This is a genomic window from Treponema sp. OMZ 855, from assembly GCF_024181145.1.
Taxonomy (GTDB): Bacteria; Spirochaetota; Spirochaetia; order Treponematales; family Treponemataceae; genus Treponema.
In genome coordinates, this window is the sequence record NZ_CP051194.1 from 1,280,262 (window position 1) to 1,294,521 (window position 14,260).

Below are 14,260 nucleotides of genomic sequence, written 5' to 3' on the forward strand. Positions count from 1 at the left end.
TACGGCTGTCTATAAAAACCTATGAGCTTTTTTGCCGCTGCCGGTCAAGCATCTCTTTGATGTAAAACCCCGTGTAGGAATTTTTCACTTCGGCAACTTCTTCCGGCGTTCCTTCCGCAATAATAGTACCGCCACGGGAACCTCCTTCCGGACCGAGGTCGATGATATGATCGGCTTGCAGGATAACATCGAGGTTGTGCTCGATCATTAGGGCGGTATTACCCTGATCCACCAGCCGCTGAATAACTTCCATCAACTGTTTAACATCCGCAAAATGCAGCCCCGTTGTCGGCTCGTCCAAAATATAGAGCGTTTTCCCCGTCGAACGCTTGGAAAGCTCGTGCGCCAGTTTAACCCGCTGCGCTTCGCCGCCCGACAAGGTAAGCGCCGACTGCCCGAGGCGGATATAGCCGAGCCCTACCGAAAGGAGGGTCTGCATTTTGCGGGCGATCTGCGGCACGGGAGCGAAGAACTCGGCGGCTTCTTCGATGGTCATGTCGAGCACGTCGGAGATGTTCTTCCCCTTGTACCGGACATCGAGCGTTTCTTTGTTAAACCGCTTGCCACGGCACACATCGCAGGTGATATACACGTCGGGTAAAAAGTTCATTTCGATTGCGATTGCGCCGTCGCCCTGACAGTGCTCGCAGCGGCCGCCCCGCACATTAAACGAAAAGCGTCCCGGCTTATAGCCCCGCGCTTTGGCTTCCGGCAAGTTTGCAAACAGGTCACGAATTGCGGTGAACACCTCTACATAGGTCGCAGGATTCGAGCGGGGCGTTCTGCCGATCGGGCTTTGGTCGATATTGATAACCTTATCGATATGCTCAAGCCCTTTTATCTTTTTGTATGCGCCCTCCGGCAAGCCGCTGCGCATCAGCGCATTGGATACGGCGGGATACAACACATCCGAAAGGAGCGTGGACTTCCCCGAACCGGAAACGCCGGTGATGCAGGTAAAGGCTCCGAGCGGAATGGAAACCGAAACATTCTTTAAATTATGCTCGGTTACACCCTGCAAAGTTAAAAAGGAGCCGTTCCCTTTCCGCCGTTCTACAGGAAGGTCCATGCAGAGCGTTCCCGCAAGGTACTGACCGGTAAGGCTTTCCGTTACCTGCATCACCTCGTCGGGTGTACCCGCCGCTACGACAGCGCCGCCGTGCACCCCTGCACCCGGGCCTAAGTCTACGATGTAGTCGGCAACGCGGAGGGTTTGCTCGTCGTGTTCTACTACGATGAGCGTATTGCCGAGGTTGCGCAGGTACAGCAGCGTATCGATCAGCCGCTGGTTATCTCGCTGGTGCAATCCGATGGACGGTTCGTCAAGGATGTACAGCACTCCGATTAAGCTGGAGCCGATTTGGGTCGCAAGCCGTATCCGCTGCGATTCCCCGCCGGACAGCGTCGCCGCCTTCCGTTCAAGGGTAATATAGTCAAGCCCCACGTTTTTCATAAATTGGAGGCGGGAGGTTATCTCTTTTAAAATCTGGTGTGCAATAGTCTTTTCCGTAGCGGTCAGCTTGAGCTTTTCAAAAAACGTAATTGAATCGCCGACGGAAAGGCTGCTTAACTCGTAAATATTTTTACCGCCGACGGTAACAGCCAAGGCTTCGGGCTTTAAACGCTTACCGCCGCAGTGCTCGCACGTCGTAACCGCCATATATTTTTCGTACGATTCCCGCTGCGCTGCCGAATACGCTTCGTTATAGCGGCGCTGCATATCGGCATAGATACCGAGCCACGGACGGCGGTACTTTGACTTACCCGACCCGTCCTGCCGTTCGTACACAAATTCAATCGGTTCAAGGCCGGAGCCGTCCATGATAATCTTTAAATCTTTTTTTGATAAATCTTTTACCGGCGTGTCGAGTGAAAAACCGAAGCGGTGGGCAAGCGACTCAAAACGGGCGCGGTTCCACGCAGAATCGGGATTATAGGGCAAGAACGCCCCCTCGTTAAAGGACAGCGAGGTGTCGGGAACCATCAGCTTAAAGTCGAAACGCTGCTTATGCCCCAGACCGGTACATTCGGGGCAGGCGCCGTAAGGGTTGTTAAACGAAAAAAGGCGCGGCTGCAAATCCGGCATCGAAATACCGCAGTCGGGACAGGCATTCTTTTGCGAAAAGAACACTTCCGTTATCGGGTCATCCGCTGTCTTTTGCCGCAACGCTATCAACGTTCCGCCGGAACTTTCCAACGCAGTCTCTACCGACTCCGAAAGCCGTTTGCGGGCATCGGCGGACAGCTGAATACGGTCGACGACAATCTCTATAGTATGTTTTTTTTGTTTATCGAGCTTAATACCGTCTTCCAAATTAACCGTCAATCCGTCGATGCGCGCACGGAGAAAGCCCGCCTTTTGGGCGTCTTCGATAATCTTCTGGTGTTCGCCCTTCTTGCCTTTGATAATCGGCGCGAGAATTTGAACACGGGTACGGTCTTCCCAGCTCATAATCGCATCGATAATTTGATCGACCGTTTGCTCCTGAATTTCTTTCCCGCACTGCGGACAATGCGGATGCCCCGTTCGGGCATACAGGAGGCGGTAGTAGTCGTAAATTTCCGTTACCGTACCGACCGTCGAGCGCGGATTACGGTGCGTGGTCTTTTGTTCTATGGAAATAGCCGGAGACAAGCCTTCGATATAATCGACATCGGGCTTATCCATACGGTCTAAGAACTGCCGCGCATACGCCGAAAGGGATTCCACATACCGCCGCTGCCCCTCGGCAAAGATGGTATCAAAAGCAAGAGAGCTCTTCCCCGAACCGGAAAGCCCCGACACCACAATGAGCTTGTCGCGGGGCAGCTCCACATCGATATTTTTGAGATTGTGCTCGCGCGCACCTTTAACAATGAGTTTATTCACGTGCGCACGATTCTGTACTTCATTTTCTTGCATGATAAAGATTAAATTAACGCTTATTTCGCCTTGCCTTGATTCGCAACGGCGTTGATCTTGGCATTGATTTTTTCCTGATCTCCCAAATAGGCCTTACTCACCACATTAAAATTAGTATCAAATTCATAGACAAGCGGAACGCCCGTCGGCAAATTTACCTGAATAATCTCTTCATCGCTGAGGTGCTCGAAGTATTTAATAAGTGCACGGAGCGAATTACCGTGGGCGGCAATCAGTACGCGCTTACCTGCCAGCATATCTCTTTTAATTACCGATTCGAAATACGGAACAGCCCGTGCAATGGTATCTTTCAGGCTTTCGGTACGCGGTAGCTCGGCCTTGTCGATGCCGCGGTATGCAGTTTGGAGATACGGACAGCGTGTATCGTTTTCGGCAAGGACGGGCGGCGCAATATCGAAGGAACGGCGCCAAATCTTTACCTGCGCTTCTCCGTATTTTTCAGCCGTTTCAGCTTTGTTCAATCCTTGCAGATCGCCGTAATGTCGTTCGTTCAGCTTCCATGTTTTAACGACGGGAAGCCAGTTGCGGTCAAGCTCATCCAATACGAATTGCAGCGTATGAATCGCCCGTTTTAAGTATGAGGTATAGCAGATATCAAAGTCAAAACCGGCTGTGGCAAGCGCTTTTCCGCCTTCCTTTGCTTCCTCTACGCCCTTTTCCGACAGTTCAACATCAGTCCAACCGGTAAACAGGTTCAACTTGTTCCATTCACTTTCGCCATGCCGTATAAGCACTAATTTCATTTTCTACCCCCTATGATATGAAAAAACGGTAATTCATCTCCGAAAATATCGGATATTCTTTTTCTCTTTTAATCAGCCGATCGGTACCGATCGAGCCGGAACCGAGTGAATCATACACATCGGTAAAGGCAGCAAGATGCTCCTCGCATTCTGCAGCGGCGTATTCGGCAGAGGTTTGGGCATCCGCCATCAACGGCCAATCAGTCGATTGGGCAAGCAACAACTCTTTCGCTGCCATATTCAGCATCCGCTCTTTAATACCTTGGTCACTGGGAAAACGTCCGGCAAGGTCGATCATCCGTTCGGTAGCCTTTTGAATACGGGGAAACATCCAATCGTTTGAGCTGTTGATCAGTTCATCCGCATATCCGCTCGGCAGGTTAGAAGCATAAAAAGGATTAATACTCTGTATCCGCCGCACTTTTTTCAGGTATTCGGCGGGTAAAGCGCATTGCATATCATGCCGCTGTGCGAGTTTGCGGAATACAGCTTCCAGCCACCACATTCCCTCCGTCCATGTTTTGCCGAGAAACCTTAGCGGAAGCACGGAAACTGAACACAGCGGATCGGGATCGATATCAAGCAATTCTGCAGCCTCCGTTAATACCGCATCACGGTTTGCAAGAAACCGCTCGGCATCTTTTTCCGCTTGCAGTGCGCCTGCCGCTGCGTCATAGTCGCCGCCGCCTCGCCGATGATAACAAAATCCTGTTGTACGCCGTCCTTTTTTCACATCGAACAGGGGCGAAAGCGCTTGTTCATCCAGTTCAAACCCGGCATCTTTATCGGTATCGAGGTAATCGGGGTGCAGATAAAAACCGGTTTCGGAATGTGCAATATCGGTGTATGCGGTACTGTCTTTTCCTAAAAACGAAAGCCCGCTTTCTCCCATCGCGGCAGAAAAGACACCATTCACCGGCGGCCGATCGGCAAATAAGAAACTTTGGCTTTCCAATACGGTATAATCGATACCGTACGACTTGATCATACTGTCCAGCCCCGTATCATACCCCATCGATGGGAGCCAAAACCCTGCGGGAACCGTTGCAAAATCCTCCCGAAAACTGCTGAGTCCTTGTTCAATCTGAACGGTAAGCGCTTCGGGCATAGCCTGATAAAACGGGAAAAAACATGGCGTCGCCGATGTTGCAAGCAGTTCAATACAGCCTTTAGCGGCAAAGGAATTTATTCCGCTCAAAATATTTTTTTTATAACGGACATAAAAATCTTCTCGGTTCATCTGTAAAAACTCAAGGGACAGCCGTACAAGAGCTTCCCGAGGTGAGCCTGCTGCCCGCTTTAATTCCTGCTGTGCAAATACGATATGCTGATCCAAGTACACGCCGTACCGTTCTTGACACAAAGGAGATTTCAGCATTTCGCACAAAAGCGGAGAAATGACCAGCGCACACTTAAACGGAACAGCATCGGCATCCAAACGGCTGCATATCCGTAAAAACGGTAAAAAACCGTACGATAGCATTTCATATAACTGTGTCGCTTCAAGCGGCTCATTCTCTTCCGAATGACGGATATACGGTACGTGAGCATGAAAAATAAAAAGTAAGGTCTTTTTAATCATCGGGTACCTCGAATATACTGTTCTTCGAACACGGGGATGGCGAAACAGCAACCGACTTTCAAGACATCCCCAAGCTTTTTTATCTAAAGGCCTGCCGGTAATGCCTAAAGTGGGACTTCTTTAAAGCAGCCAATCCCGATAGACTGATTATCTTATTCACCGCATTTTGTGAAATGCAAAGCCGTTGTGGAATATTCTTCCGCTGCATGCCGACGATATTCGATTGTGCCAATATCTGCTCACGGCCGTTCGTAAAATGAGCCATTAAATCGATACGATGCAGGTATTCGTCAAAAGAGACATGCACATAGTGCCTACGGTCTTCCTTGAGTACCTGTATATCAAAAAAGTCTAATGATTTTGAAGTATTCTCAGGATCGAGGGAATGTACACGCAGTGAAAAAAAAGAAAAATCTTTCGCTTCCGTTAATTCGGTAAAAAGGCGTTTATGAAAATCCCAAAAGACAAAAAACCACAGCGGATTTTTTAAGATAACCCGTATTTCGGTCATATTATAGCTATAGGTTGCCTCATGAGGCTTTACAGACGCCGCAATGGAATCACCACTGTATTCATCATTCGCAGTACCGTCATCAAGATCGAGCAATTCGCCGATCAAAAGATGCCTGGTCAAATCCGACGACAAAAACAGCCCATATTGGTCTGCCAATGCAAAAAGAGCATCCGTCGACAGTGTTTGCAAATAAGATCTGGTAAATTTCACCGCATTACCCATTGAGGCATCATCTAAAATATTCATCGTTATGTCAAGACTCAAGCCTTTTGAAATAGACTGTTAAGCAGTTGTACATCCGTGTACAACTGCTTAACGACGAGATTTGTGCATAACACAAATCTCGCTCCTGTATAAAACCACTGCCATCCTTGGCAGTTCTGAAGATGCTAGGAGCCTAGCCAAAATAAAGCGGAGACACGCCACAGAATGTACATCCTATACATTCTGTGGCTACGAGTTTAGCTCAAATCTAAACTCGCTACTGATTTATTTCCCCGCCATCCTTGGCGGAAATGATACGTTGAGCATTTTCAGTAGGACCATAATAAAATAGCCTTTCCGTAAGCCTTTTGAAATAGACGATGCAGATGCTAGGAGCGTACAAAAAACACCCGCAGGCGTACTTTTTGTACGTCGAGGACTGTTTTTTGTTAAGCGACAACGCAGATGCATCGTCTATTTCAAAAGGAGGTTGCGTCTTTTAGGTATATACTATAGTATAGAACACCGCTGAATTCACAATCGCCCTTTCGGCGGCGCACCTATGCGTATCAAAGATGAGCAAAAAGATGGATATAATCGATTTTATTTACAACATTGTTAAAGGTCTCAATTTACCTACCACAATACTGATATCCTTTGCGTTGATATTGATAAGCGGCTTTTTAGTCACTCGATTCACAAAAAGGATTCAGCTGCCGAAGGTAAGCGGCTATATTCTAGCAGGTATTTTAATAGGCCCAAGCGGATTGCATTTAATCCATCGGCATTTTATCGTCAACTTGGACGTTATTTCGATTATCGCACTCAGCTTTATCGCTTTTGATATGGGGAGATACTTTAAACGGAGCGACGGCAGAAAGGAATTCCGGAATGTCGTTTTTATCACGCTTTGCGAATCTCTGTTAGCGGGATGCTTAGTGACCGTTGTTATGATATTCGTATTTAAAATGAAGCTGTCTTTCTCACTCTTACTCGGTGCGATTGCAACCGCAACAGCCCCCGCCAGCACTATTATGACGATAAAGGAATACAACGGTAAAGGCCCCTTTGTCGATCTGCTGTTGCGTATCACCGCCTTTGACGATGTTGTCTGCCTTTTTGTGTTCAGTATCATGGTTGCCGTCGTCAATGCACAGGAAAGCGATGTGTTTAATATTATGAGTATTGTGATGCCGATTGCTCTTAATGCCGCAATGCTGATGTTGGGATTCATGACCGCTCTGTGTATGGAGTTTCTCATTACGGAAAAACGGAGCTTTGACAATCGCCTGATTTTAGCCGTCGCATTTCTTTTTTTGATTTCCGGTATCTGTTCATACTTCGAGGTAAGCCCGCTGCTTGCCTGTATGGTATGCGGCGCTGTGTATTACAACCGCACAAACGATAAAACCTTATTCGACCAAATGAATAATTTTTCTCCTCCGGTGATGAGCAGTTTTTTTATCATCTCCGGTATGAATATGGATCTGACCATTATCGTAACGGCGGGGATTATCGGAGTCGCGTATTTTTGTATCAGAATAATCGGAAAATATATCGGCGCATACACATCGTGCAAAATACTGTCTATCGATAAGAAGATAACGGACAATATGGGGTTTGCTCTGATGCCGCAAGCGGGTGTTGCAATCGGACTCGCGTTTATGGGGAAAGCGATGCTGCCTGAAAAGGACGGTCTCATCTTATTCAATATCATTCTGGCTTCTTCGGTGTTATATGAGTTGATGGGACCGGTAACTGCAAAAATAGCACTGATACGCTCAGGAGCAATTAAACCTCAGAATATCAAGAATCATTGAAATGATTTCCATTTTACGATATATTAACGAATAGTATCATGAAAATCGTTATTATGTATGAAAATGCGGAAAAGAAAACCGCCGAAGCAGCCGCACACATTATTGAATCTCATCAATGCGATGTCAAACACTGTCAAGCCGAAAGGTTATGGAAAGACAATACATGCTCTCCCGCAGCTCTGCTGCAGGATGCCTCGCATATTTTATTTATTTTCGGTAAGAATACACCTACGTTAGATCCTGCATTTATTTTCATTTTAGGTCTTGGTATTGGAAAGCATCTTCCTATCTTAACGCTGGGACAGAGAAAGTCATTACCCTTACCGGAAAACTGTAAACAATTTATCATCCCGTTGGCACTTGATATATTTGAAGATTTTTTTGTTAAAGAGCAGCAGAATTTTCTAACAGTAGAACGAAAGCGGCTTGCCCGCGAACAGCTGCTGGATATCGGCTGTCCTTGTTTTGAATCAAACTTTACGACAGCAGTAGAAGAAGGCAAATACGAAATTGTCAAGCTGTTTTTGGAGGCCGGATTCAGTGCTTCACAGCGGGACACGCGCGGTACTCCGGTACTTTCGCTTGCCGTCAGAAATACACACTATGAGATTACCACACTCCTGCTCACCTATGGAGCAGAGATAAATCTCCGTGCCGAAGACCGTTCCTATTCGGCATTGATGGAAGCCGCTCAAATCGGCGATTTAAAGACTGCAGAATTACTGCTCTCAAAAAATGCCGATACAAACATTCAGAGCAAGGATGGACAAACGGCATTAATACTTGCCGTCGGCAGGCAGGATGTCCCAATGGTACAGACCCTCATCAAGCACAAGGCAGATTGGAATATTTCCGATCATTTAGGTATGTCCGCGTTGGGATATGCAAAGCTGTTTCACAATAAAGAGATTTTAGAAGCTATGCAGCAGCCTTAGCTACGTCTAATCCGGCACTATCAATATCAATGTCCTTCAAAAAAATCAGCCGTTCTATTCGGCTAAAAGTGTGTGATAAGGTGAATTATTATGAAAGAAAAACTTGAAAGCTTATCGGTTCGTTGGAAAGAACTGGAAGAAGAAATACAAGACCCTGCGTTGATCAAAAACCAAAGCCGTTACAAAGAAGTGATGCGGGAACATGCCTATCTTTCAAAGCTAATGGAAGAATATGCACAGTATCTCCATCTGGAGAAAGACATTACACAAACCCGCGCAATGATGCAGGAAGAAACCGACCATGACTTGAAAGAGATGGCGCGGGAGGAGCTCCATAACCTTGAAGCTCAACTGGAGCAAAGCGAGAACAACCTTAAAGTGTTGCTCATTCCGCCCGACCCGCTCGAAGAAAAAAATATCATTATGGAAATACGCGGCGGTACCGGCGGAGAAGAAGCGGCACTCTTTGCAGCGGATCTGTTAAAAATGTACACGCACTATGCGGAATTGAAAAACTGGAAATACGAAATTCTTTCCTCAAATGAAACCGAGCTGGGCGGGTTTAAAGAAGTAACGCTGTCCATTTCAGGCAAATATGTGTACGGAAGCCTTCGCTATGAATCGGGTGTGCACCGCGTACAGCGCGTACCGGAAACGGAGGGCTCGGGGCGTATCCACACGAGTGCGGTAACCGTTGCGGTTTTACCCGAAGCGGAAGAAACGGAAATCGTTATCAAGCAGGAAGATTTGCGCATCGACGTTATGCGCGCAGGCGGTCCCGGCGGTCAGTGCGTCAACACAACCGACTCCGCCGTGCGGATTACCCATATCCCGACCGGTCTTGTCGTTATCTGTCAAGACGAAAAGAGCCAGATTAAAAACAAGGCGAAGGCAATGCGCGTCTTGCGGAGCCGCCTCTACGATATGGAAGAAGCGAAGAAGCAATCGGAGCGGGCGGAAGATCGGAAAAATCAAGTCGGTTCGGGCGACCGTTCGGAGCGCATCCGTACCTACAACTACCCGCAAAACCGCGTAACCGACCACCGGATTAATCTAACTCTCTACAAGCTCGATGCGATTATGCAAGGAGACCTCAATGAAATCGTCGAAGCGCTCTGCATTGCCGCCCGCGAGCAAATGATGAAAGCCCAAGCATAACCGGATGTTTACCGTCGCCGATGCCCGCCGCTACGCCGTCGATTTGTTTATGCAGTCGACAATACTGAAAACGCAGCCACGCTCGTCTTTAACGCTTGATGCGGACGTCCTGCTGCAGCACTTCCTTAATAAGCCGCGGGCATGGCTTTTTGCCCATGATGACACCGATATTTCTCCAATACGGGAAGTCTTTTACGCGGCGGCAGAGCGGCGCTGCACCGGTTTACCCATTGCCTATATCACCGGCGAAAAAGACTTTTGGGGGCTTCCCTTCCACGTGAGTCCCGATGTACTGATCCCCAAGCCCGACACCGAACTGCTGGTAGAGCGGAGCCTCACCGTCATAAGAGAAAAAACGGCGGCTCTCCGGCAGGATCAAACCTTGTTCATACTCGACCCCTGCACCGGATCGGGCTGCGTTGCAATATCCATTTTACATACGCTTGAAGCTGAAGGCATACGAAATCTCTGCTGCATTGCCGCCGATATTTCTCCCGCCGCCCTCGCCATAGCCCGCCGCAATGCACAGCAGCTCCTGTCGGCTGAAACACAAAGGCGGCTGCACATCATCGAAGGAGATATGCACGCATTGCCGGAAACCATCACCCGCTTTGAAGAATCGTTGCAATTGGGCACAACCCCCTTTCCCAAAGGTGCCGATAGAACATCCTCACCACCTCTGAGTGCCGAATATCTCCGCTTCGACCTCATCGCTGCCAATCCGCCGTATGTCCCCTCTGCACTGACGCAGGAACTGCTCAAAGACGGCCGGAATGAACCGGCATTAGCCCTCGACGGCGGATCCGACGGTCTTGATTTTATACGGATTTTGACAAATAATACCCGTACTGTCCTAAACCGCAACGGAGTCCTGTTAAGCGAGGTAGGAGAATACCATGCCCAAGCCGCCCGTCGGCTCTTTGAAACCGCAGGCTTTTCGGACATTCGTATCCATCAGGACTTAGCAGGCCAAGACAGACTAATCGAAGGCGTATACGATGATACAAAAAGTTGAAAACTTAAGCAGTCTTGAACATTTTTTTGCGCAGTATCCCTGTTATGCGGAAGCGGAAAACGCGGAAGACGCTGCACGGATTACCGCGGCGTGGAATCTTTTGCTTACAAACCGTATATCCGATACGGCTGCAGACGCCCCCATTCCGCACGATGCCGCTCATTCGCTGCGCATGGCGCACAACCTTGCCGCGCTTGAAATGGATTCCGAAAGTATCATCTGCGCGCTGCTCTACAGCGAAGACGGCAGCTTTACGTTACCGGATGAGCAACTGCGCGCTCAATTCGGGAATACGGTAGCGGATATTCTGAATGCGGCGGCAAAGTTCTCTGATGTGAAGTTGTATAATAAAAGCAAAGAACATACCGATACCGTGTGCAAGATGTTCTTTTCCCTCGTAAGTGACTTACGGGTTATGATTATCCAACTTGCCGACCGGCTCGATAAGATTCGGTATATTTCCGAATATCCTGCGGAATGGCAGCGCAGTATCGCCGGCGAAATTAGTGAAATCTGGGCGCCGCTTGCCCAGCGGATGGGTATTTCCACCGTTCAAAATGAGCTTGAAGATTTAAGCCTCAAATACATCAACCGCGAAGCCTTTGATCAGATAAAAACCGTTGTTGCAGCAAAGAAAAAAGAACGGGAAGCCTTTTTGCAGAGTGCCGAAAAAACCATCTATCAAACGATGGAAAAATCGGGAATCAAGGTTAAGGTGCAAAGCCGCGCCAAACATTTTTGGTCTATCTATCAAAAAATGAAAAAGCGGAACAAGGCGGCGGATGAATTGTACGACCTCCTCGCAGTGCGGATTTTATGCACCACCGTGAACGAGTGCTATACCATCCTCGGCCTGATGCACACGGTGTGGAAGCCGCTTGAAGGACGTTTTAAGGACTACATCGCGATGCCGAAAGCGAACGGCTATCAAAGTCTCCACACTACGGTTATCTGTAAAGGCGGGCAAACCTTAGAAATCCAAATCCGCACGCACGAAATGCACGAAATAGCCGAGCGCGGTGTTGCAAGCCACTGGGTGTATAAAAAACACAGCAAGAACAAAACAGCGAACGAGCAGGAATTATCTTTTGTGCAGCAGGTCAAGTCGCTTGCGCAGCAGCGTTTTAATAATGAAGAATTCCTCGCGGAACTGAAAAGCGACTTATTAAGCGATTCTATTTTTGTGTTTACTCCTAAGGGTGATATTATCGAGCTGCCCGCCGGTGCAACCGCCGTCGATTTTGCCTACCGTATCCATTCGTCGATAGGGGAAAAGCTCGTGTCCGCGAAGGCAGACGGCGCCATCATCCCGCTTTCCCGTCCGCTCAAAAACACGCAAGTGGTAGAGGTTATCACGCATCCGAATGCGCATCCCACGCATAACCAGTACGAAAACGCCCATACAACGCGGGCTCGCCAAAAAATCCGCGCATGGCTCCAATTGCACGAAAACCTCCTTCACACTGAAAAAGAAGAAAAAGGACAGCGAACGGATATTACCGAAGATTCGGCAAAAGAAGCGCCGCGGCCGCCCAAAGAAACACCGGAAGAAGCTGAAACGGCAAAACGAGAACTTGAAGCAGCTCAAAAGGATCCTCAAAAAAACCCCGCATTGCGGATACGCATTGGCGGTTCTACCAACTTTCCGGTGCGTTTTGCAGGGTGCTGCAAGCCGACCTCCGATTCCTCGATTTGCGGCTATGTTGCCAACGGCAGAGGTGTTATCATCCATCGAAAAAACTGTATCAACCTCAAAAGAATTCCTGATTTGGAAGCCCGCCTCATCGACGTTGAGTGGGATATAAAAGAAAGCAAAAAGAAAAATCCCGAAAAAATGCAGAAAAAAATTAAGCCGCATAAGTAATCCGTTCGATATTAAAGGTATGAAAAAGAACGGTATTATTACGGTTATTGCGCTTATCGGCTTCCTGTTTCCCGTATTCGGGGCAGATTTAGAGCTTGACCAAAGCGATCTCGCGGTTATTCAAGACCCCAAGGGCGCCGGATATCACTTTTATATTCGAAAAAAGCCCGATATCGCTTCCATCTTAATGACGGAAACGACAAAGGATCCTCAAAATCGGCTCGATAACTTTGCATACCGCGATTTCCAATACAACAGCATTAACGGAGATGAAAAGCGTATTCTGAACGGCAAAGAGCTGGATACCCGCGGAAAGCGGCTTTACAGCCTGATAGACTCCAGTCCCGAAAAAGATACGCCGCTCGGCGAAGCGTTTCATATCTGGGTACCATACATTATCTGTTACGGCTATGAATGGGACAGACACGGCGAAGTGCAGGTATTAGACGGCACGTTTTTTAATATCCGCGCATTTGAAAAGCCGTATGCCGATTATACCGGCTCTTTTAGCGATAATCCCTTCGTCCTCCGCGTAACGCAAAAATCGATTAAGGAAGTGCATGATCCTGCTTTTAGCGAACCCGCTGCTACGGCTTTTTCGGAACTTGCCCGCTTGAGCGGCAATAAACTGATCTATTCAAAAAATGTTGACGGTATTATGCCGTCGATTGAAGTAATACTGACACCGAAGAAGCACAAAAACCTCGATGTGGTATTTGTCATCGATGCAACCGAAAGTATGAAGGATGATATACAAAAAGTCAGAGAGCTGCTTGCAATCTCATTGAAAAAGATACTTCCCAAGTATGATTCATACCGGATAGGGCTTGTCCTTTATAAGGACTACTATGATGATTTTTTGACTAAAACCGCATCCGATTTTACCTCGGATATCGATCGTTTTTCCGCTGCGCTCAAGAGCTTTAGCGTATTCGGCGGCCGCGACATCCCCGAAGCGGTTTACGAAGGCATCGATGCGGGACTCGACCTTGAATGGCGCACCGATGCGGATACTGACCGTAAACTGATCCTTATCGGCGATGCCCCGCCCCATCCCCGCCCCCAAGGTTCAATTACGAAAGAGGGCGTTATCGAAGCGGCAAAGGCAAAGGATGTAAAACTATTCCCGATTATACTGCCGCATAATAAGACCTACTAGACCAACCTTTTGAAATATACGGCACATCTGCGTTGTCGCATCGTCAAAACTATACATCCGTGTATAGTTTTGACTGTGAGTTTCGGCAGCAGCCGAAACATCACTTCTGATATAAACCAGCGGCATCCGTGCCGCTACTGAAAGTCCTCAACGTATCAAAGATACGCCTGCGGTACTTTTTTGCCTAACTCCTTGTATCTGTACCGTCTATTTCAAAAGGCTTACGGAAACTATGTTGCTACTGAAAATCCTCAACGTATCAGAACGGACAGGGATGTCCGTGGTTCCATGCAGCAGCGATGTTTTTGCGATACAAAAACTCGCGTCCAGAAGTGTACACGGA

General features: G+C 48.1%; 10 protein-coding genes. 6 read left to right on the top strand and 4 right to left on the bottom strand.

Going from position 1 to position 14,260, the window contains the following annotated elements:
• Positions 1-19: 19 nt before the first annotated feature.
• From uvrA to E4N65_RS05800, 4 genes are all read right to left on the bottom strand, one after another.
• Complete coding sequence (uvrA, locus tag E4N65_RS05785) at positions 20-2,902, bottom strand: excinuclease ABC subunit UvrA (protein WP_253674697.1); 2,883 nt, start codon at positions 2,900-2,902, stop codon at positions 20-22.
• Between the two features lie 20 nt (positions 2,903-2,922).
• The gene (gene gpmA / locus E4N65_RS05790; RefSeq protein WP_253674699.1) at positions 2,923-3,666 is read right to left on the bottom strand and encodes a 2,3-diphosphoglycerate-dependent phosphoglycerate mutase; all 744 of its coding nucleotides are present in this window, start codon (positions 3,664-3,666) and stop codon (positions 2,923-2,925) included.
• 10 nt (positions 3,667-3,676) lie between these two features.
• Positions 3,677-5,248 carry a 1,4-alpha-glucan branching protein domain-containing protein gene (locus E4N65_RS05795; RefSeq protein ID WP_044016317.1) on the bottom strand — a complete coding sequence of 524 codons (1,572 nt, stop codon included), beginning with the start codon at positions 5,246-5,248 and terminating at the stop codon, positions 3,677-3,679.
• 79 nt (positions 5,249-5,327) lie between these two features.
• Positions 5,328-6,008 carry a DUF4912 domain-containing protein gene (locus E4N65_RS05800; protein WP_044017343.1) on the bottom strand — a complete coding sequence of 227 codons (681 nt, stop codon included), beginning with the start codon at positions 6,006-6,008 and terminating at the stop codon, positions 5,328-5,330.
• Positions 6,009-6,553: 545 nt separating this feature from the next.
• Between E4N65_RS05800 and E4N65_RS05805 the strand changes: the two genes are divergently transcribed.
• From E4N65_RS05805 to E4N65_RS05830, 6 genes are all read left to right on the top strand, one after another.
• Positions 6,554-7,786 (top strand): cation:proton antiporter, encoded by a 1,233-nt coding sequence (locus E4N65_RS05805; RefSeq protein ID WP_253674701.1) that lies wholly within the window; start codon positions 6,554-6,556, stop codon positions 7,784-7,786.
• 38 nt (positions 7,787-7,824) lie between these two features.
• On the top strand, positions 7,825-8,721 hold the full coding sequence (locus tag E4N65_RS05810; protein ID WP_253674703.1) for an ankyrin repeat domain-containing protein: 897 nt from the start codon (positions 7,825-7,827) through the stop codon (positions 8,719-8,721).
• Positions 8,722-8,811: 90 nt separating this feature from the next.
• Positions 8,812-9,879 carry a peptide chain release factor 1 gene (gene prfA, locus E4N65_RS05815; RefSeq protein WP_044016311.1) on the top strand — a complete coding sequence of 356 codons (1,068 nt, stop codon included), beginning with the start codon at positions 8,812-8,814 and terminating at the stop codon, positions 9,877-9,879.
• Between the two features lie 4 nt (positions 9,880-9,883).
• A complete protein-coding gene (prmC, locus tag E4N65_RS05820) occupies positions 9,884-10,894 on the top strand; it encodes a peptide chain release factor N(5)-glutamine methyltransferase (RefSeq protein ID WP_253674705.1) in 1,011 nt (336 codons plus the stop codon).
• A complete protein-coding gene (locus E4N65_RS05825; RefSeq protein ID WP_253674707.1) occupies positions 10,878-12,758 on the top strand; it encodes a RelA/SpoT family protein in 1,881 nt (626 codons plus the stop codon). Before prmC ends, E4N65_RS05825 begins: the two co-directional genes overlap by 17 nt.
• A gap of 19 nt (positions 12,759-12,777) precedes the next feature.
• Complete coding sequence (locus E4N65_RS05830; protein WP_253674709.1) at positions 12,778-13,917, top strand: vWA domain-containing protein; 1,140 nt, start codon at positions 12,778-12,780, stop codon at positions 13,915-13,917.
• The last annotated feature ends 343 nt before the right edge of the window (positions 13,918-14,260 follow it).

Coding starts and splice junctions, on each gene's coding strand:
- E4N65_RS05800 (WP_044017343.1), bottom strand. CDS start 6,008: ATGAATATTTTAGATGATGCCTCAATGGGTAATGCGGTGAAATTTACC.
- prmC (WP_253674705.1), top strand. CDS start 9,884: ATGTTTACCGTCGCCGATGCCCGCCGCTACGCCGTCGATTTGTTTATG.
- E4N65_RS05805 (WP_253674701.1), top strand. CDS start 6,554: ATGGATATAATCGATTTTATTTACAACATTGTTAAAGGTCTCAATTTA.
- E4N65_RS05795 (WP_044016317.1), bottom strand. CDS start 5,248: ATGATTAAAAAGACCTTACTTTTTATTTTTCATGCTCACGTACCGTAT.
- gpmA (WP_253674699.1), bottom strand. CDS start 3,666: ATGAAATTAGTGCTTATACGGCATGGCGAAAGTGAATGGAACAAGTTG.
- prfA (WP_044016311.1), top strand. CDS start 8,812: ATGAAAGAAAAACTTGAAAGCTTATCGGTTCGTTGGAAAGAACTGGAA.
- E4N65_RS05825 (WP_253674707.1), top strand. CDS start 10,878: ATGATACAAAAAGTTGAAAACTTAAGCAGTCTTGAACATTTTTTTGCG.
- E4N65_RS05810 (WP_253674703.1), top strand. CDS start 7,825: ATGAAAATCGTTATTATGTATGAAAATGCGGAAAAGAAAACCGCCGAA.
- E4N65_RS05830 (WP_253674709.1), top strand. CDS start 12,778: ATGAAAAAGAACGGTATTATTACGGTTATTGCGCTTATCGGCTTCCTG.
- uvrA (WP_253674697.1), bottom strand. CDS start 2,902: ATGCAAGAAAATGAAGTACAGAATCGTGCGCACGTGAATAAACTCATT.